19 protein-coding genes are annotated in these 19,340 nt (G+C 67.1%); 10 read left to right on the top strand and 9 right to left on the bottom strand.

Annotation, left to right across the window (positions count from 1 at the left end):
• Positions 1 to 52: 52 nt before the first annotated feature.
• Positions 53 to 904: a hypothetical protein gene (locus EAH76_RS16980; protein WP_140851462.1), complete on the top strand. Its 852-nt coding sequence runs from the start codon at positions 53 to 55 to the stop codon at positions 902 to 904.
• 3 nt (positions 905 to 907) lie between these two features.
• Here the strand turns inward: EAH76_RS16980 and EAH76_RS16985 are convergent, their stop codons facing one another.
• Positions 908 to 1,345, bottom strand: coding sequence for an MAPEG family protein (locus tag EAH76_RS16985; RefSeq protein ID WP_170208037.1), 438 nt, complete (start codon positions 1,343 to 1,345; stop codon positions 908 to 910).
• Positions 1,346 to 1,546: 201 nt separating this feature from the next.
• Here EAH76_RS16985 and rpmF point away from each other — a divergent pair, with 201 nt between their 5' ends.
• The 5 genes from rpmF (at position 1,547) to EAH76_RS17010 (ending at position 4,601) form a co-directional block, all read left to right on the top strand.
• Positions 1,547 to 1,726, top strand: a complete 180-nt coding sequence (gene rpmF / locus EAH76_RS16990) for a 50S ribosomal protein L32 (RefSeq protein ID WP_010184208.1) — start codon at positions 1,547 to 1,549, stop codon at positions 1,724 to 1,726.
• A gap of 41 nt (positions 1,727 to 1,767) precedes the next feature.
• A complete protein-coding gene (gene plsX / locus EAH76_RS16995) occupies positions 1,768 to 2,799 on the top strand; it encodes a phosphate acyltransferase PlsX (RefSeq protein ID WP_140851463.1) in 1,032 nt (343 codons plus the stop codon).
• 8 nt (positions 2,800 to 2,807) lie between these two features.
• Positions 2,808 to 3,785, top strand: a complete 978-nt coding sequence (locus EAH76_RS17000; RefSeq protein ID WP_140851464.1) for a beta-ketoacyl-ACP synthase III — start codon at positions 2,808 to 2,810, stop codon at positions 3,783 to 3,785.
• Between the two features lie 91 nt (positions 3,786 to 3,876).
• On the top strand, positions 3,877 to 4,176 hold the full coding sequence (locus EAH76_RS17005) for an integration host factor subunit alpha (protein ID WP_140851465.1): 300 nt from the start codon (positions 3,877 to 3,879) through the stop codon (positions 4,174 to 4,176).
• 8 nt (positions 4,177 to 4,184) lie between these two features.
• Positions 4,185 to 4,601 carry a MerR family transcriptional regulator gene (locus EAH76_RS17010; protein ID WP_140851466.1) on the top strand — a complete coding sequence of 139 codons (417 nt, stop codon included), beginning with the start codon at positions 4,185 to 4,187 and terminating at the stop codon, positions 4,599 to 4,601.
• Here EAH76_RS17010 and EAH76_RS17015 read toward each other — a convergent pair.
• The gene (locus EAH76_RS17015) at positions 4,598 to 5,278 is read right to left on the bottom strand and encodes a TetR/AcrR family transcriptional regulator (RefSeq protein ID WP_140851467.1); all 681 of its coding nucleotides are present in this window, start codon (positions 5,276 to 5,278) and stop codon (positions 4,598 to 4,600) included. The two genes, EAH76_RS17010 and EAH76_RS17015, sit on opposite strands and share 4 nt — an antisense overlap.
• Before the next feature lie 116 nt (positions 5,279 to 5,394).
• Between EAH76_RS17015 and EAH76_RS17020 the strand changes: the two genes are divergently transcribed.
• Positions 5,395 to 7,737, top strand: a complete 2,343-nt coding sequence (locus EAH76_RS17020; RefSeq protein WP_140851468.1) for a TonB-dependent receptor — start codon at positions 5,395 to 5,397, stop codon at positions 7,735 to 7,737.
• Positions 7,738 to 7,807: 70 nt separating this feature from the next.
• Entirely contained in the window at positions 7,808 to 9,073 is a 1,266-nt protein-coding gene (locus EAH76_RS17025; RefSeq protein ID WP_140851539.1) for a spinster family MFS transporter, read from the top strand.
• Here the strand turns inward: EAH76_RS17025 and EAH76_RS17030 are convergent.
• The 7 genes from EAH76_RS17030 to hisN form a co-directional block, all read right to left on the bottom strand.
• Positions 9,070 to 10,641 (bottom strand): peptide chain release factor 3, encoded by a 1,572-nt coding sequence (locus tag EAH76_RS17030; protein WP_140851469.1) that lies wholly within the window; start codon positions 10,639 to 10,641, stop codon positions 9,070 to 9,072. The genes EAH76_RS17025 and EAH76_RS17030 overlap by 4 nt on opposite strands.
• Before the next feature lie 17 nt (positions 10,642 to 10,658).
• Positions 10,659 to 11,546 (bottom strand): aldose 1-epimerase family protein, encoded by an 888-nt coding sequence (locus tag EAH76_RS17035; protein WP_140851470.1) that lies wholly within the window; start codon positions 11,544 to 11,546, stop codon positions 10,659 to 10,661.
• A gap of 141 nt (positions 11,547 to 11,687) precedes the next feature.
• Entirely contained in the window at positions 11,688 to 14,051 is a 2,364-nt protein-coding gene (gene pheT, locus EAH76_RS17040; RefSeq protein WP_140851471.1) for a phenylalanine--tRNA ligase subunit beta, read from the bottom strand.
• 103 nt (positions 14,052 to 14,154) lie between these two features.
• Positions 14,155 to 15,231 carry a phenylalanine--tRNA ligase subunit alpha gene (gene pheS, locus EAH76_RS17045; RefSeq protein ID WP_140851472.1) on the bottom strand — a complete coding sequence of 359 codons (1,077 nt, stop codon included), beginning with the start codon at positions 15,229 to 15,231 and terminating at the stop codon, positions 14,155 to 14,157.
• A gap of 185 nt (positions 15,232 to 15,416) precedes the next feature.
• On the bottom strand, positions 15,417 to 15,782 hold the full coding sequence (rplT, locus tag EAH76_RS17050; protein WP_140851473.1) for a 50S ribosomal protein L20: 366 nt from the start codon (positions 15,780 to 15,782) through the stop codon (positions 15,417 to 15,419).
• Positions 15,783 to 15,799: 17 nt separating this feature from the next.
• On the bottom strand, positions 15,800 to 16,003 hold the full coding sequence (gene rpmI, locus EAH76_RS17055; RefSeq protein ID WP_010184218.1) for a 50S ribosomal protein L35: 204 nt from the start codon (positions 16,001 to 16,003) through the stop codon (positions 15,800 to 15,802).
• A 114-nt stretch (positions 16,004 to 16,117) separates the two neighbouring features.
• Entirely contained in the window at positions 16,118 to 16,900 is a 783-nt protein-coding gene (hisN, locus tag EAH76_RS17060; RefSeq protein ID WP_140851474.1) for a histidinol-phosphatase, read from the bottom strand.
• Positions 16,901 to 16,988: 88 nt separating this feature from the next.
• On the opposite strand from hisN, the gene EAH76_RS17065 reads away from it, so the two are divergent.
• Both EAH76_RS17065 and EAH76_RS17070 read left to right on the top strand, forming a co-directional pair.
• Positions 16,989 to 18,056, top strand: a complete 1,068-nt coding sequence (locus EAH76_RS17065; protein ID WP_140851475.1) for a phospholipase A — start codon at positions 16,989 to 16,991, stop codon at positions 18,054 to 18,056.
• Between the two features lie 116 nt (positions 18,057 to 18,172).
• The gene (locus tag EAH76_RS17070; protein WP_140851476.1) at positions 18,173 to 19,177 is read left to right on the top strand and encodes a GGDEF domain-containing protein; all 1,005 of its coding nucleotides are present in this window, start codon (positions 18,173 to 18,175) and stop codon (positions 19,175 to 19,177) included.
• Positions 19,178 to 19,340: the final 163 nt, after the last annotated feature.

Here is a 19,340-nt window from a genome sequence, read left to right on the forward strand (position 1 = left end):
AGCTTGCCGACAGGCGGTTTCGGGTAGAGGATCACCGCGATCGGGGGATCGGATGCAGCATCACCGCACACTCGGCCTGGCCGCCATCGGGATCGTCGCGGCGACCGCCGCGATCGCACAGGAGCGAGTCGCGCCCAATGCCTGGGGCTATGATTTCGCACCGCGCTACGATCCCGAGGTCGCGGCACCTGCGGTCCACCGCATCCGCTACGCCGACGATCACATCCTGCTGATGGAGGTCGCCAACCCGCCGGGTTTCGCCATGCAGCTCCACGGCCACCCCTATCCGTCGATCTTCGCGCGCTCGTCGGGGACGACGCATCTCGGCGGCGGCGGGCCGGGCGACCAGTATCTCGAACCCAGCGGCGGGCGAAACGGCGAGCATTGGCACAGCGCCCCGCCGCCCAAGGGCACGCCCGAGCTCGAATGCACCGCGGCCGATCCGCAGGCGCCGCATCGCCCGGTCAATCGCGGAACCGTGCCGCAGCATTTCTACCGGATCGAGTTCCGGCATTTCGACGACACCGGCGCGCCCGCCGCCGCCCGCTCGGGCGAGACAGCGCTGTACGAGGATGCGGTCGTCCGCCTGGTCGCGGTGCGCGTCGCCCCCGGCGCGTCGAGCCGCCCCACCGCCACGCGCTATCCCGCGATCCTCGCCATCGACACGCAGCGCGCCTTCGACGCGCTCGATGCCGTGGTCGGCCCGGCTGCCGGTCGCGCGCTACCGCCGACCGGCCTGGCGATGCCGCGCTGCATGACGCTCGATGCCGGCGCGGTCCTGGCGCTCCACAACGCGGGAAGCGCCGCGCTTCACTATTATCGGCTCGACTTCAAACGAATCGAAGGCGCCGCGCTCGCCGAGCAATGGCGGACCTGGTATCCCGCCATGACGACGATGCGCTGAGCCTCACCCAGCCGGCGCCGCACTCACCGCAGGCGTGCCATGGACCGCCGGCGCCATGAAGGGCAGTGTCGCGGCGTAACCGCCCAGCCCGAGCAGCAATGCAAAGGTTACCAGCGTCCCCGCCTCGCGCCCGATCCGTACCCCGTCCATCCCGAGCGGATGTGCGACGCGCGCGAGCAGGAACAGCGCGCTCGCCACCCACAGCCACAGGCTCGTGCCCGTGGTGAATTCGATCAGCGCGATCAGGATCACGATGAACGGGGCCGATTCGATGAAATTGGCGTGCGCGCGCATCCGGCGAATCAGCGCCTCGTTGCCGCCATCACCGACGCTGATCTTAGTCTGGCGGCGAATCGCCCCGGTCCGCATCGCCAGCCACAGGTTCAGAATCGCCGCGGCGCCCGCCGTCACAAGTGCGATCGGCAGCATGATAGTTCCCATCGACAATCCCCAAAATGTCCGTGCGGCGACCCTGGCACCCCATGCACAAGCTTGCAACGCCGCGGAGAATCGCTATAGGCCGCCATCTTCGCGATTTGTCTGGCATCGGTGCCGCTTGCGCGGCCAACCTCAGGCGTTGGTTGCGTAGGAGCCCCGACCGGGCGTATCGCACCTGTCAGACACGAATAAGGTTTCGCCAAAATGGCCGTCCCCAAAAGAAAAACCACGCCGTCCAAGCGCGGCATGCGTCGCAGCCACGATTCGCTGACGGTCGCTTCGTTCCAGGAATGCCCGAACTGCGGCGAACTGAAGCGTCCGCACAATCTGTGCCCGTCGTGCGGTCACTATAACGGCCGCGAGATCCTCTCGGTCGAAGGCTGATTCGACGCATCGCCCGGCCAATTGAACAGGGAGCGACCAGCGTGACGAACAGCTCCCGGATCGCGATTGATGCGATGGGCGGCGATGAAGGCCTGGCGGTGATGCTCGCCGGCGTTGCGCGTGCGCGCCGCCGGTTCGAGGACATGCGCTTCATCCTCGTCGGGGATGAGGCCGCGATCGCGGCTGGGTTGAAGGATCACCCCAATCTCAGCGCGCAGTCCGAGATCGTCCATGCGCCCGACGTGATCGGCTCGAGCGAGAAGCCGAGCCAGGCGCTGCGCCGTGCCAAGACCACGTCGATGGGAATCGCCATCGACATGGTCAAGCAAGGCCGTGCCGCCGCGTGCGTGTCGAGCGGCAATACCGGCGCATTGATGGCGATGTCGAAGCTCTCGCTCCGGATGATCCCGGGGATCGACCGGCCGGCGCTTGCCGGGCTGATGCCCTCGCTCGGCGCCAACGACACCGTCGTGCTCGATCTCGGCGCCAATACCGAGTGCGATTCGCGCAACCTCATCCAGTTCGCGGTGATGGGCGCGGCGTACGCCCGCACCACGCTCGAGCTGGCGCGCCCGCGCGTCGCGCTGCTCAACATCGGCAGCGAGGACCAGAAGGGCACCGAGACGATTCGCGACGCCGCGACCGCCTTGCGCGCCGCGACCCATCTCCCACTCGATTTCACCGGCTTTATCGAGGGCGACAAACTGTCGCGCGGCGATGTCGACGTGATCGTGTGCGACGGTTTCTCGGGCAATATCGCGCTGAAAACCGCCGAGGGCACCGCGCGCTTCGTCGCCGATCTGCTCAAGCGTGCGTTCCGCTCCTCGACGCGCTCGAAGATCGGTTTCCTCATCTCGCGCCCGGCGACCGAATTGCTGCGCCATCATCTCGACCCGAACAACCATAATGGTGCCGTCTTTCTCGGGCTCAACGGGCTGGTGGTCAAAAGCCATGGCGGCGCCAACGAGATCGGCGTGTGTACCGCGATCGCGGCTGCCGCGAAGATGGTGCGCGACGATCTCACCCGGCGGATCGCCGAGGATCTGGGCGATTTCGAGAAAAAGGCAGCGTAATGCCCCCTATGTCAGTGCGTAGCGTCATCATCGGCACCGGGTCGGCCTTGCCGGCACGGCGCGTCTCCAATGCCGAACTGGCCGAGACCGTCGATACTTCGGACGAATGGATCGTCGAGCGCACCGGCATCCGCTTCCGCCACATCGCCAGCCCCGACGAGACCACCGCGACGCTCGCTGCCGACGCGTGCCGTGCCGCGCTCGGCTCTGCGGGCATTTCGGCGCACGAGATCGACCTGATCGTGCTCGCGACCGCGACCCCCGACCAGACCTTCCCGTCGAGCGCCACCAAGGTGCAGGCGATGCTCGGCATCGACGATTGCGTCGCGTTCGACGTGGCGGCGGTGTGCTCGGGCTTCCTCTATGCGCTCCAGGTCGCCGACAGCATGTTGCGCAGCGGCGCTGCCAAGCGCGCGCTGGTGATCGGTGCCGAGACGTTCAGCCGGATCCTCGACTGGGAAGACCGCACGACCTGCGTGCTGTTTGGCGATGGCGCCGGCGCGGTCGTGCTCGAGGCGCAGGACACGCACGACACCGGCAATGAAGGGCGCGGCATCCTCGCGATGCGGCTTCACGCCGATGGTCGTCATAACGAGATGCTCTATGTCGATGGCGGCCCCTCGACCACGGGCACGGTCGGCAAGGTCCGCATGAAGGGCCGCGAGGTGTTCCGCCACGCCGTCGTCAACCTCGCCGCGGTGATGACCGAAACGCTCGAGCGCGCGGGCCTCACCGCCGCCGATGTCGATTGGGTCGTGCCGCACCAGGCCAATGCGCGCATCCTCGACGCGACCGCGCGCAAGCTCCACCTCGCCCCCGAGCGTGTTATCGTTACCGTCGACCAGCATGCCAATACTTCGGCAGCGTCGGTCCCGCTCGCGCTCGACACCGCGGTCAAGGATGGCCGGATTGCGCAAGGCGATTTGATCGTGCTCGAGGCGATGGGCGGCGGATTCACCTGGGGCGCTGCCGTCATCCGGTTCTAACGATTGTTAAATATCGGTACCTTGCACCTTTTCCCGTCCGCTTTGTTATGATAGCGTAAGGGTTCTTAGAAGTTTTGCGGGGGACGTATCGATGGAAGCTGCGGGAACGTTGACGCGCGCCGATCTGGCCGAAGCACTCCATCATAATGTCGGCCTGTCGCGTACCGATTCCTCGAAAATGGTCGAGCAGATCCTGCACCACATGTGCAGCGCGCTCGCCAAGGGCGACAACGTCAAGATTTCCGGCTTCGGCACCTTCGTCCTGCGCGACAAGGGCGAACGCATCGGCCGCAATCCCAAGACCGGCATCGAAGTTCCGATCGCGCCGCGCCGCGTGCTGACGTTCCGCGCCAGCCAGATGATGCGCGACCGCATCGTCGAAGCCGACTGACCTATCGCATGACGGTGCCGCCCGCGCGGGCCGGAGATAAGGCGACCAAAGACACGGCGTCCGGCGAGACCGCACCCGGCGACAAGGCGGCCGGGGCGTATCGCACGATCGGCGAGCTCGCCCGCGACACGGGGCTGCCGCAGCATATCTTGCGCTATTGGGAAACGCGCTTTGCGCAGCTGCGCCCGCTGCAGCGCGCCGGCAACCGCCGCTATTACCGGCCCGAGGATGTCGCGTTGGTCAAGCGCATCGCGACGATGCTGAACCAGGACGGCTACACGATTCGCGGCGTGCAACAGGCGCTCGCCGCCGGTCGCCCCGCCCCCGAAAGGACACCCGGCACGCCACCCGGAACGGGCAGCGATGCGGTGCGGGCGGTTCGCGACGCGCTGGCGGACGCGCTCGACGCTGATACCGCGGACTAGGGCGCGAGGCCGCGGGCGAGCATGTCGGCGACCGTGTCGGCGATCGCGTCGAGCGTGAGATCCTCGTCCCACACGCCGTAGCGCAGGCCCAGAAACACGTTCATCCCCATGATCGCCCAGGCATGGACTTCGGAGACGTCGCGGCGGATCTCGCCGCGCTCGGCACCCGCCTTTAGCCGTGCCGCGATCCGCTCGGCGGTCGTCGCATAGTGCAGCTTGAACGATGCGGGATCGACGAACTCGGCCTCGTCGATGATCCGGTAGATCTCCTTATGCCCGCGCACGAAGGCGACGAATTCGCGTAAGCCGGCGCGCTCGGCGGCGATCTGGTCGGGCGCGGCGCGAATCGCGGGGGCAACACGGTCGCGCACCTGATCCGACATGTCGCGCACCAGCGCGCGGAACACCGCATCCTTCGAATCGAAATAGGTGTAAAAACTGCCCAAGGCGACGCCTGCGCGGCGCGTGATGCCGCTCACCGATGCATCGTGAAAGCCGCGCTCGCCGAATTCGATCGCCGCCGCATCAAGGATGCCGCGCAACGTCTTGCGCCCGCGTTCGGTGCGCGGCGCCTTTCCCGCGCTCGCTGCCGAAGGGCTTGTCGCTGGAGCGACGGGTGGGCTTGTCGCCGGAGCGACGGGTGGGCTTGTCGCCGGAGCGACGGATGGGTCCGCCATGGTGCCTGTCATTTCTCAAGTTGAAACCCGGTTCAGGTTTCAGTATAACGATCGTAACGAGCGCACAACCCGGACAATATCGGGCCATCTGGATGCGCCGCAGGAGGGGATAACCGATGACACGCCTGAATTCCGTGCGCGCCTTGCTCTTTGCCGGGGCCGCCCTCGCGGGATCGACCGCGCTTCCCGCCACCGCCCAGACTGCGCCTGCGCCCGCCGAACCGCAGGCCGACGAGACCGCCTCGGGCGAAATCGTCGTCACCGCGCGCCGCCGCGAGGAGACGCTGCTCAACGTGCCGATCGCGGTCACCGCCTTCTCGGCCGACCGGCTCGAGGAGACCGGCGCGGTCGACCTGACCGACATCCAGAACGTCACCCCCAACACCACGCTCAAGACCGCGCGCGGCACCAACTCGACGCTCGCCGCCTTCATCCGCGGTGTCGGCCAGCAGGATCCCGTCCCCGGCTTCGAGGCGGGCATCGGCATCTATCTCGATGACGTCTATCTCAACCGCCCACAGGCGGCGGTGCTCGACATCTATGACGTCGAGCGGATCGAAGTGCTGCGCGGCCCGCAGGGCACGCTGTACGGCCGCAACACGATCGGCGGCGCGGTGAAATACGTCACCAAACGCTTGCCCGACAGCCCCGAGGCGACGCTCAAGGCAAGCTACGGCTCGTACAACCAGGCCGACGGCATCGTCAGCCTGTCGACCCCGATCGGCTCACTGTTCAAGGTCGGCGTGGCGGGCGCACGGCTGACGCGCGACGGGTTCGGGCGCAACACCAACCTCGGCATCGACAATTACAACAAGAACATCTGGGCGGGCCGCGGCACGATCGAGTTCGAATCGCCCGACAGCCGGATGAGCCTGCGCCTGACCGGCGACTATACCGAGGACAAATCGAACGCGCGCAACGGCTCGCGCCTCATCACCAGCCTGCTGACCAACACGCCGGTCCAGTCCAACCCGTTCGATACCCGCGCCGGGCTCAACACCCCCAAGCAGAACATCCAGGCGGGCGGCCTGTCGATGGTCGCGACCGGCGAGCTGAGCGATCACCTCACGATCAAGAGCATCAGCGCCTTCCGCAAGGACCGCTCGTTCACCCCGATCGATTTCGACGCGCTCCCCGCGGTCGATGTCGATGTGCCCGCAGTCTATCGCAACGAGCAGACCAGCCAGGAATTCCAGCTGGCGTACAAGAGCGACAAGCTCAACGGGCTGATCGGCTATTACTATCTCGGCGCCAAGGCCTCGACCGGGTTCGACGTGCTGCTCTCGACCACGCTCGCCAATTTCGACGCCTATACCGCAGGCGACGTGCGGACCGAGACGCACTCGATCTTCGGCGACTTCACCTATGATTTCACGCCAAAGCTCAGCCTGTCGCTCGGCGGCCGCTATACCTGGGACGAGCGCCGGTCGTTCATCTTCAAGGCGAGCTATTTCGGTGTGACCTCCGAATTCGGCGGCAATCCGACGATCATCGGCGCGCCCTCGACCAATTTCAACGGCACCGCGAAGTTCAAGCGCTTCACACCGCGCGCGTCGCTCAGCTTCAAGCCGACCGCCGATCACCTGCTCTATGCCTCCTATTCGGAAGGCTTCAAGGGCGGCGGCTTCGATCCGCGCGGCTCGGGCACCTCGGCGCCCGACGTCAATCAGGACGGCGTGCGCAGCTATCAGGAAATCTACAACTACCTGCTGTTCAAGCCCGAAGTCGTGAAGAGCTACGAGATCGGCTGGAAGGGCTCGGTGTTCGACAAGCGCCTGACCTTCGCGCTCGACGGCTTCTATTCGAACTATAGCAACGTCCAGGTGCCGGGCTCGGTCGGCTGCATCATCGGCGGGGTGCAGTCGTTCTGCGGCATCACCACCAACGCCGCCAAGGCGACGATCAAAGGCGTGGAACTCGAATCGAACGCGGTGCTCACGCGCGATTTCGCAGGGGTGGGCTCGAACGTGTCGCTGGCGGGCACGCTCGGCTATATCGACGCCAAATATGATCGCTTCATCGGACCGACCGGCACCGACGTCGCCAATGTCCGCGTCTTCCAGAACACCCCCGACTGGACCGCCTCGGGCACGCTGTCGACCAACATCCCCGCAGGCCCCGGCCGCGTCAACGCCTCGACCACGCTGTCGTATCGCAGCCTGACGCACCAGTTCGAGACCGCGAGCCCGTTCCTCGACCAGCCGGGCTATGCACTGTGGGACGCGAACCTGACCTACACCTTCGGCAAGGGCCGCTATACGGTCGGCGTCCACGCCAAGAACATCACCGACAAGCATTACAAGACGTCGGGCTACCAATATATCAATGCGACGCTCGCCGGCGTGCCGATCCTGAACGCTGCCGGGAGATATACGCCGACATTGGGCCGCGAGGGCATCGCCACCGCCTTCTACGGCAACCCCCGCCAGGTGTTCGGCACGATCACCGCGCGCTTCTGACCGCCAGACTATCCCGCACCGGCCGCTTGCCACGCGCAGGCGGCCGGTGCGATGATTCGGGGATATGACCATGACCGCCGCGCCCGCCCCCCGCTCCCCTGCCCGGGCGCGCCTCGTCCTCGCGATGTTGCTCGTGGTCTACACGTTCAACTTTCTCGACCGTCAGATCCTCAGCATCCTCGCGACGCCGATCAAGGCCGACCTCCATCTGAGCGACGCGCAGTTCGGCGCAGTCGGTGGGCTCGCCTTCGCGATTCTCTATTCGGTGCTCGGCGTACCGCTCGCCTTCCTCGCCGACCGTACCAGCCGCAGCGGCGTGGTGATGTGGTCGCTGATCGTGTGGAGCGGCTTCACCGCTCTGTGCGGGACGGCGACGGGCTATTGGCAGCTCTTCTTCTACCGCCTCGGCGTCGGCGTCGGCGAGGCGGGCGGGGTCGCGCCCTCCTATGCGCTGATCTCCGATTACTTCCCGCCGGAACGCCGCGCGCGCGCGCTCGCGGTCTATTCGCTCGGCATTCCGATCGGACTTGCGGGCGGCGTGCTGCTCGGCGGCTATATCGCGGCGCTGGTCGATTGGCAGACCGCCTTCATCGCGGTCGGCGCCGCAGGGATCGTGGTCGCGCCGCTGTTCCGCTGGCTAGTGCGCGACGTGCCGCGACCCGTGGTGAGCGCGCAGGATACGGTGCCGGTGAGCGCGGTGTTCGCGATCCTTGCGCGCAAACCCGCTTTCTGGCTGCTTGCCTTCGGGGCGTCGTTCAGCTCGCTGTGCGGCTATGGCCTCGCGCTGTGGGCGCCCTCGGTGATGATCCGCAGCTTCCACTTCAGCATGATCGAGACCGGGCAGTTCATGGGGTCGCTGCTGCTCATCGGCGGCGTGGCGGGCGTCTTCGCGGGCGGCTGGCTCGCCGACCGGCTCGGGCGGAGCGATCGCGGCTGGTACGCACGGCTTCCCGCGATCGCCTGGGCGATCACCGCGCCGATGTACGCGCTCGGATTGCTCGCGCCGAGCCCGTGGGTGGCGTGGCCGCTGCTGCTGATCCCCAACGCGCTCAACATCCTGTGGCTGGGGCCGGTCACCACCGCGGTCCAGCACCTCGTGCCGCCGCGGATGCGGGCGACCGCGTCGGGCAGCTTCCTGTTCATCAACAATCTGATCGGGCTCGGCGTCGGGCCGATCCTGATGGGCGGCCTGTCGGATCACCTCAAGGCCGCCAACGGCGTCGAATCGCTGCGCTATGCCGCGGTCGGGTGCCTCGGCTTCTATGTGCTCGCGGCGATCCTCGTCCTCTTCGCGGTGCCCTCGCTACGCCGCGATTGGGTCGACGAGCGCGCTTAGCGCTCGCGCGTCGCCGCGAACTTCACCTTGGGGTAGCGGTCGGCGACATAGCCGACGTCCCACGCGGTCTTCGCGAGATAGACCGGATTGTTGTCGCGATCCTTCGCCATCGACGTACGGTTGAGGTCCATGAACGCCTTGAGATCGGCCGGATCCGCCGCCGAAACCCAGCGCGCGGTATCGTACGGCGCCATTTCGAGCCCGGCATCGACCTTATACTCCGCCTCGAGCCGGCTCAGCAGCACCTCGAGCTGGAGCTGCCCGACCACGCCGATGATCCAGTTCGACCCGATCTCGGGATAGAAGACCTGCGTCACCCCCTCCTCGGCCATGTCGTCGAGCGCTTTCCGAAGCTGCTTGGTCTTGGTCGGATCCTTGAGCGCGACACGCCGCAGGATTTCCGGCGCGAAATTGGGCAGCCCGGTGAAGCGCACGTCGGCGCGCTCGGACAGCGTGTCCCCGACCCGCAGCGTCCCGTGGTTGGGGATGCCGATGATGTCGCCCGGAAACGCCTCGTCGGCGAGTTCACGCTCGCGCGCGAAGAACAGGATCGGCGAATGGATCGCGATCGGCTTGCCGTGGCCGGTCGGGGTCAGCTTCATGCCGCGTTTGAAGGTGCCCGAGCACAGCCGCATGAAGGCGATGCGATCGCGGTGGTTGGGGTCCATATTGGCCTGGACCTTGAACACGAAGCCGGTGACGTCGGCGCGCTCCGGCAGCACCTCGGCGGGCTCGGCCGGCTGCGGGCGCGGGCCCGGCGCGTGGCGGCCGAGCGCGTCGATCAGCTCGGCAACGCCGAATTCCTTCAACGCCGATCCGAAATAGACCGGCGTCTGGTCGCCGCCGCGATATGCCTCGACATCGAACGCGCCATAGCCGCCGAGCGCGAGCTCGGACTCGTCCTGGAGCAATTTCAGGCCAGCCGGGCTCAGCGTCTTGGCGAGCGCGGGGTCGTCGAGCCCGGTGAAGCTCAAGGCCTTGCCCATGAACTCGCGGCTGGGCCCCTCGGGCTGGCTCAGGCTGTTGGCGTGGAGATCGTAGACACCCTCGAAATCGCTGCCCATGCCGACCGGCCAGCTCATCGGCGTGACGTCGAGCTGTAGCATCTCGGCAATCTCGTCGAGCAGGTCGAACGGCGGGCGCCCCTCGCGATCGACCTTGTTGACGAAGGTGATGATCGGCACCGAGCGCAGCCGGCACACCTCGAACAGTTTGCGCGTCTGCGCCTCGATACCGCGCGCGGCGTCGATCACCATCACCGCCGAATCGACCGCGGTGAGCGTGCGATAGGTGTCTTCGGAAAAGTCCTCGTGCCCCGGCGTGTCGAGCAGGTTGAAGGTCAGCCCGTTACGCTCGAAGGTCATCACCGACGAGGTGACCGAGATGCCGCGCTGCTGCTCGATCTTCATCCAGTCCGAACGCGCGCGACGGTTTTGCCCGCGCGCCTTCACTTCACCGGCGAGATGGATCGCGCCGCCGAACAGCAGCAGCTTTTCGGTAAGCGTGGTCTTACCGGCGTCGGGGTGGGAGATGATCGCGAAGGTGCGGCGGTCGGACGTGTGATTCATCTGCGCGCGATAGCGCTTTACGGCTCCAGCGTCACGTGCATCGCGATGGTCTTCGATTCGCCCGGCGAAACCTCGAACACACCAGGCTTGGCGGTGAAATCACCCGAGAAGCCCTCAGGGTCGGCGATGCCGTGCCACGGCTCGATACAGATGTATGCGGCGCCCGGCTTGGTCCAAATGCCGAGCATCGGCGTATCGGCGAAATCGACGCGCAGCTGCGGGCCGCTCTCGGCGCCATAGCGGACGCTCTGCGCGCGGACCGCGTCCCAGATCAGCGCGTCCTGCTCGAACAGAGCGTCGCGCAGATGCAGCGTGCGACCGTCCTCAAGCGGCGACGGTCGCTCCTGCGCGACGATCAGCCCGCCGGGGGTGAGCTCACGCAAGGGCTCGGGCTCGTCGGCGGCGAAGACGATGCGGTGCTCGGCGCGCGCTTTGCCGTACGGCAGCGGCCAGGCGAAGGCGGGGTGGAAGCCGAAGCTCGCGGGCAGGGTGCGCTCGGCCTCGCGGTTCTCGATCTCGGCGGTGATCGCGAGCGTAGCGCCCTCGATCGCATAGGTCAGCCGCAGCGCGAAGGAGCGCGGATACACGGCGAGCGTCTCGGCGCTGTCCTCGAGCAGGAACACCGCGCGGGTCGCGCTGTGCTCGACCACCGCGAAGCTGCTGCGGCGCGCGAAGCCGTGCTTGCCCATCGTGTAGCTTTCGCCATCGAGGCGGAGCGTATCGTCGTTGAGCGCGCCGACGATCGGGAAGAGGATCGGCGCATGACCGGTCCAGAAGGCCGGGTCGGCGTCGGTCATCAGCTCGCGGCCATCGGCGTCGCGCAGATGCGTGAGCTCGGCGCCGTACGGGTTGATCGCGGCGGAGAGCTCGGCCGAGGCGATTTCGATCAGGGCAGCTTCAGGCATCGGTCGGTCCTCGATCAAACGGTTTTTACGCTCTCAAACGTCATCCCGGGCTTGTCCCGGGGCCTACCGGCCCGCGAACGCAACGGCCGAGGCGCTCGCACGACGGTGGACCCCGGCACAGGGCCTGGGTGACGGTCGGGGTCAGCCCCGCAGGCTCGCCCCCAGCTTGGCGGCCGCAGCTACCACCTTGTCGGCGATCGCCTTGAGATCGGCTTCGGCAAAGCTCTTCTCGCCCGGCTGGAGCGTCACCTCGACGCCGAGGCTCTTATACCCTGGCTCGACGCCCGCGCCGGTGAAGACGTCGAACAGTCGCGCCGCGACGATGCTCGCCTTGTCCGAGCCCTTGACCGCGCGCACCAGCGTTTCCGCCGCCAACGTCTCCGGCACCAGAAAAGCGAAGTCGCGCCGGACCGCCTGCAACGCCGGCGGCGCATAGGCCGCGCGCGCGAAGCCGGTCGAGCGCTTGGCGGGAAGCGCGTCGAGATACAGCTCGACCGCCGCCACCGAGCCATCGAGATCGAACGCGCGCAACGTCAGCGGGTGGACCATGCCGAACGCCGCGAGCACCGTCTTCGACCCGAGCCGGAGCGTGCCCGACTGCCCCGGATGCCACGCCTCGCCGGCATCCCCCATCACCTGCAGATTCTCGACCGGCGCGCCGATCGCGGCGAGCAAGGCGAGCGCCTCGGCCTTGGCGTCGAACGCGTCGAACGGCTTCGCCTTGCCGTCCTGCCAGCCGCGCGCGCGATTTTCGCCGGCGAGCACGACGCCGAGCGTCGGATGCTCGCCATCCGCCAGATACCGCCGCCCGATCTCGAACAGCCGCACGCCCGCGGCGCCGCGCTTCATGTTGCGCTCGGCGGCCGAGAAGAGGCCGGGGAGCAGCGACGGCCGCATGACCTTCAACTCCTCGCTGATCGGGTTGGCGAGCGTCCAGGCGCCGCCACCGATCGCGGTCGCCTGCGCGTCCGAGAGGAAGCTCCAGGTCAGCGTCTCGTTGAGCCCACGCGCGGCGGCTGCGCGGCGGGCGCGGCTCTCGAGGCGCTGCTCGGGCGTGGCGGTCGGCTTGGCGACGCCGGCCGCGCGGGGAAGCGGGACGGGAGCGACCGAGTCGATCCCCTCGATGCGGATGATTTCCTCGACCAGATCGGCCGGGCCATCGACGTCGCGACGCGCGGGCGGCGGAAGGACGGTCCAGTCGGCCTCGACTGTGAAGCCGAGCGCCGTCAGGATCGCGCGCTGGCGATCTTCCGCCACCGCGAGGCCACCGAGCGTTTCCGCGAGCGCCGGATCATAGGCGATCCGCTTGCGGTCGAGCGGCGGCATGCCCGAATAGGTCGGCGCGCTCGCGCTGCCGCCGCACAGATCGAGCACCAGCCGCGTCGCGATCGCGAGGCCTTCCTCGAGAAACGCCGGATCGACGCCGCGCTCGAAGCGCGAGCGCGCGTCCGAGGTCAGCATCAGCGCCTGGCCGGTGCGTGCGATGCGCTCGGGGTCGAAATAGGCGCATTCGATGATGACGTCGGTGGTCTCGGCCGAAACGCCCGAATCCTCGCCACCCATGATCCCGCCGATGTCGTGGACATGCGCCGCGTCGGCGATCACCGTCATCGTCTCGGCGAGCGTGTAGGTCTTGCCGTTGAGCGCGACGACCTGTTCGCCCGCTGCCGCCTTGCGCGCGACGAGCCCGCCCGAGAGCTTGGCGCGGTCATAGACGTGCAACGGCCGCCCCAGATCGAACATCACGTAATTGGTTATGTCGACCAGCGTCGAGATCGGCCGCTGGCCGATCGCGGTGAGGCGGCGGCGCATCCACTCGGGCGCCTCGCCATTGGTGAGGCCGCTCACACTCTGCGCGAAGAAGGCGGGGCAGCCCGCCGCATCCTCGGTGCGCACGTCGGGGCCCTCGCCCGCGCCTTCGACCGGCGCATAGGCAAGCGGCTTGGCTGTGCCGAGCCCTGCGACGACAAGGTCAAGCGCGATCCCCCGCACGCTCATGCAATCGGGGCGGTTGGGGAGCACGTTGATGTCGATCACCGGGTCATTGAGACCGGCATAATCCGGATAGGCCATCCCGATCGGCGCATCGGCGGGAAGCTCGATGATGCCGTCATGGTCTTCGCCGAGCTCGAGTTCGCGCGTCGAGCACATCATGCCGTTCGATTCGACCCCGCGGATCGCCGTCACCTTGAGCACCATGCCGTTCGACGGGACGGTCGCGCCTGACGGGCCGAACACGCCGAGCATCCCGGCGCGCGCGTTGGGCGCGCCGCAGACGACCTGGAGCGGGCCGTCACCGGCATCGACCGAGAGCACCTGAAGCTTGTCGGCCTGCGGATGCGGCGCGGCGCTGAGCACCTTGGCCACCTTGAACGCGGCGAGCGTGGCGCCCGGATTCTCGACGCCTTCGACCTCGAGGCCGATGCGCGTTAGCGTCTCGACGATCTCGTCGAGCGACGCCTGGGTTTCGATATGCTGCTTGAGCCAGTCGAGGGTCGTTTTCATTTCACACCATCCGTCACCCCGGCGGAGGCCGGGGTCGCTGTGAGGTTGGGGTTGCGCGTGGCAACGAGGCGGCCCCGGCCTGCGCCGGGGCGACGGGACGGGATCATGCCCCCACTCCCTGGCTCAGCGTGGGCACGTCGAGCGCGGAGAAACCGTAATGCTTCAACCACCGCGCATCGCCCTCGAAGAACGGCCGCAGATCGTCCATGCCGTATTTGAGCATCGCGAGCCGATCGACCCCGACCCCGAAGGCGAAGCCCTGCCATTCCTTGGGATCGAGCCCGCACGCCTCGATCACCTTGGGATGGACCATCCCGCTGCCGAGCAGCTCCATCCAGCCTTCCGAGCCACCGAGCGTGCGGCGGCCCTTGACCGTGGTGTAGCCGACATCGACTTCGGCCGAAGGCTCGGTGAAGGGGAAGTAACTCGGGCGGAGCCGCAGCACGATGTCGTCGCGCTCGAAGAAGGCCTTGAGGAAAGTCTCGAGCGTCCATTTGAGATGGCCGAGCGTGATGCCCTTGTCGATCACCAGCCCCTCGATCTGGTGGAACATCGGCGTGTGCGTCGCGTCCCAGTCCGAGCGATAGACACGGCCCGGCGCGATGATGCGGATCGGCGGCTCCTGGCTCATCATCGTGCGAATCTGCACCGGCGAGGTATGCGTGCGCAGGACCTTGGCCTCTTCGCCCTCAACGGCGTTGAGATAGAAGGTGTCGTGCATCGCACGCGCGGGATGGCTCTCGGGCATGTTGAGCGCGGTGAAATTGTGCCACTGGTCCTCGATCTCGGGCCCGGTCGCGACCGCGAAGCCCAGATCGGCGAAGATCTCGGCGAGCTCGTCCATCACCTGGCTGACCGGATGCACCGACCCGTGCGGCGCGGCGTCAGCGGGCAGCGTCATGTCGAGCGTCTCGCTGGCGAGCCGCGCGTCGAGCTCGGCGCGGTCGAGCGCAGCCTTGCGCGTCGCGATCGCGGTCGTAACCGCCTCACGCAGCCCCTGGATGCGCGGCCCCTGCACCTGCCGCTCGTCGGGCGACATGCCGCCGAGCGTCTTGAGCAACGCGGTCACGCTGCCCTGCTTGCCGAGGCCCTGCACCCGCACCGCTTCGAGCGCGTCGAGCGTCGCCGCCGCATCGATCGCGGCGAGCAGGTCGGTCTTCATCTGGTCGAGGTCGGTCATCGCTTGTCCGTTCGTGCTGAGCCTGTCGAAGCACCGCTCTTCGTCAGGCTGGCGTTAGAAGAAAGACCAGGGCTTCGACAATCCCGGATCCGGTCCACGACCGAATGGGCGGAGGTGTCGGGGCCAAAAAGAAAGGGCGCCGGTGTTGCCACCGACGCCCCGATCTTGTCTCGCAGCAGGTCGCCTTAGGCGGCCTGGGGCAGAGCCGCCTTTGCCTGCGCGATGATGACGCTAAACGCGGCACCCTCGTGCATCGCCAGATCGGCGAGGACCTTGCGGTCGAGTTCGACGCCGGCGAGCTTCACGCCGTGCATGAACACGCCATAGGTGAGGCCCTCGACGCGGACTGCCGCGTTGATGCGCTGGATCCAGAGCGCGCGGAAGTTGCGCTTCTTAACCTTGCGATCGCGATAAGCGTACTGGCCGGCCTTTTCGACTGCCTGACGGGCGATACGGATCGTGTTCTTGCGACGGCCATAATAGCCCTTCGCCAGATTGAGGATCCGCTTGTGCTTTGCGTGGGTGGTTACACCCCGTTTTACGCGTGCCATTCTCTAATTCCTTCCGCTCAGCCGAGACCGTAAGGCGCCCACGCCTTGACGGTTGCCGTATCGGCCTTGGACAGCAGCTTGGTGCCGCGGTTCTGACGGATGTACTTGCTGTTGTGGCTCATCAGTCGGTGACGCTTGCCGGCGACGCCATGCTTGAGCAGGCCGGTTGCGGTGAGCTTGAAGCGCTTCTTGACGCCGCTCTTCGTCTTGAGTTTGGGCATTTTCGTCCTTTCCAAATATGCGACGATCTATGAACGGCCACGGCAGCCCATACCGGCCGGGCAGTTCCTCTTACTCGCAGGAGGGGCGGCGCATACGGGAGAGTCGCCGAAAGATCAATGCCCGCGGCAAGCGAGCGCCTCGAGAATCTCCTCGATCCGCGCCGGATCCCCCGCCGCGACGACTTCGCCGACCGAATCGGCGGTGAGCGGATCGCCCTGCCAGTCGCACATCCGCCCGCCCGCGCCCTCGACGACGGGGACCAAGGCAGCGAAATCGTGGAGCTTCAGCTGCGCCTCGACCACCACGTCGAGCCACCCGCTCGCGACGCAGCCATAATTGTAGCAATCGCCGCCTAGCACGGTGCTCATCACTGCCCCGTCGAGATGCTCGAACGCGTGGAGTTGCGAATCGTCGAACAGAGCGGGCGAGGTCGTCGCGAGCAGCGCCTTGCCGAGATCGGCGCAGCGCCGCGTCGCCGCAGGCTTGCCGTTGAACAGTGTCGGCTTGCCCATCACGCCCGTCCAGCGTTCGCGCAGGATCGGCTGGTCGATCACCCCCATCATCGGCCACCCTTCGATCACCAAGGCGATCAGCGTGCCGAAGATCGGCCGCCCCGAAATGAACGCGCGCGTCCCGTCGATCGGGTCGAGCACCCAGGCGCGGCCGCTCGTCCCTTCCTTGACGCCATATTCCTCGCCGATGATCGCATCGGCGGGAAAGGCGCGCTCGATCAGGCTGCGCATCGCGGCTTCCGCAGCACGATCGGCGAGCGTCACGGGCGAGGCATCGTCCTTCGCCTCGAGCCCATAATCGGCACGATAATAGGGGCGGATCGCCGCGCCCGCCGCATCGGCAAGGGCGGCGGCAAGGGCGAGATCGGTGTCGGTGACGCGCATTGCCTTTGCCTAAAGCGACTGGCAGAATTTCGCCAGCCCAAGCGTCGGGAAACGCTACGGGTAGCGGGTGGTGTCGGGGGATTCCAAGATGATACGTCGTTCGGCCCTGGTCATGGGCGCCGCGCTGCTGTGCGCGAGCCCAGCGCTGGCGCAAGTGCGCCCCTTGCTCGACCCGCCCGCCTCCGCCGACGCCGCCCGCGCGGGCGTCGAGGTGTTTCTGCTCAACGAAGGGCCAGTTTCGCAGCCCGCACACGGGCCGGCCGAGATCGAAACGGTCGCGCGAGATGGGAGCACGCTGCGGCTGGTCGCCCCTCCCAACTCGGCGCCAGACATCGCCGCTGGCGGCTTCGCGCGCGTCCGCTACCGACTCGCCGACGCCGCGCCCGTGGCGCTCGCCGCGAAACCGCCGAGCGCGGCGGCCCGTGCAGCGGCACCCGCCGGGGAAAGCATTATCGCCACCTCGCGCGGCGGATCGGGAGCGTTCCTCGACCGCCTGCATCCCTATGCTCCGATCTACGGCGTGTTCGGCGCAGGCGATTCGGGCGCGAAGCTGCAGGTCAGCCTGGATTTCCGCGTGCTCGGCCGCGACGATGGCCCACGGCTCGACATCGCCTATACGCACACGATGTTCTGGGCGACCGACAAGGCGTCGGCGCCGATCCGCGCGCAGGGGTACAGCCCCGAAGTTTTCGTCGACGTGCCCGTGTCGTCGTCGCTCCTCGTCGGCGGCGGCTATCGCCACGATTCGAACGGCGGCGGAGTCACCAATTCGATCGACCTCAACCGCTTCTATCTGCGCGCGACCAAATCGTTCGATCTGGGAAACACGTGGAAGCTCTCGCTCGCGCCATGGGTGTGGGCCTATTTCGGCAATCAAGGGCTCGCGCCTGATCTCGAGCGCTATTGGGGCTACACCGCCCTCGGCGTGACGATCGGACAGCGCGACGGTCTGAAGGTCGCGGTCACCGGGCGCGGCAATCCGGGTACCGGCAAGGGCAGCGCCGAGGGGTTCATCTCCTATCCGCTGGTGCGGATCGACAGCCGGCTGCCGCATCTCTATCTCTTCGGCCAGGTCTTCACCGGCTATGGCGAGACGCTGGTCGAGTATAACCGCAACGTCAGCCATGCCCGCGTCGGCCTGGCCCTGACGCGATGAGGCGGTCACCCGACGTCGCTTTCGGCTCGCCGGTCACCCAATGTTAGCAGTTCGCGGGTAAGTAAGCACGACTGGCCACGACATGTGGCACATGATGCTGAGGGGCTTTGACAGCGATGGGGCTAGCGCGGAGCACACGGCTCGTTGCCGCCGAGGACCGTGCCGCGCAGGTCTTCGACTGCGTCCGCGCCTTCCTGACGCTGCATCGCCTGAGCGCCGAGCCGGCGCATTACGCCTTTGCCTATGACGTCGTCTGCAACCCCGCCGGGGTGATCGCCAAATCGGTCGCGACGATGACCGAAGGCGGCATCCGCCTGTCGGCGCGCGATATCGAATCGCTCGGCGGCGGCACGGTCACGACAGCGACGGCCGGCGCCTCGCCCGATGGGCTGGTCGCGCAGACGCAGATGCAGGTCGAGGGTTTCACCGACATGGTCCGCTCGATGCGCGCCGAGACCGCCGATTTCGGGCGCGATCTCGCCGCCAGCGCCACCGCGCTGCAAGGCGGGGCAAGCAGCGCAGACATGATCCGGCTGACCGCGGTGATGCTCGATCGCGTCCAGTCGGCCGAAGCGCGATTGCAGGCCGCGACCTCCGAGGCCGACCAGCTGCGCGCCAAGCTGGAGGAAGCGCGCGGCGACGCGCGCCGCGACCCGCTGACCGGGCTTCCCAACCGGCGCGCGTTCGAAGAGGCGTTCGCCGAGCACACCGTCCGCGGAACGCGGCTGTGCCTTGCGGTGTGCGACGTCGATCGCTTCAAGCGCGTCAACGATCAGTTCGGCCATTCGGTCGGCGACCGCGTGCTCAAGGCGATCGCCGAGGCGTTGAGCGCGGCGTGCGAGGGCCATTTCGTCGCGCGCTATGGCGGCGAGGAATTCGTCATTCTGTTTGCGAACGTCGATCTTGCGCAAGCGCATACGACGCTCGAATCGGCGCGGCTGACGGTCGACGCCAAACGCTATCGGTTGCGCGAGACCGACATGCCGCTTGGCGCGGTGACCTTCTCGGCCGGGCTGACCCCGGCGGAGACCGGCGAGCTGCTCGGCGCGGTGTTCGGCAGGGCCGACAAGCTGCTCTATGCGGCGAAGGACAGCGGCCGGAACCAGGTGCGACTGCCTTAGCAAATTACGCTTAGGTTTGGCGCAGAATGCCATGCCCGATTCCAGAGACACGCGCACATTTCAGCATATTCCCTGTATTTCATGTACTTAGTGATTTGGCACGCGCTGTGCAAAGATCCCGGCATCGACGCTTCGGATGGTCCGAAGCGCCAGATTGCAAAGG

This window comes from Sphingomonas glacialis (assembly GCF_006439055.1).
In the GTDB taxonomy this organism is placed as follows: Bacteria; Pseudomonadota; Alphaproteobacteria; order Sphingomonadales; family Sphingomonadaceae; genus Sphingomonas; species Sphingomonas glacialis_A.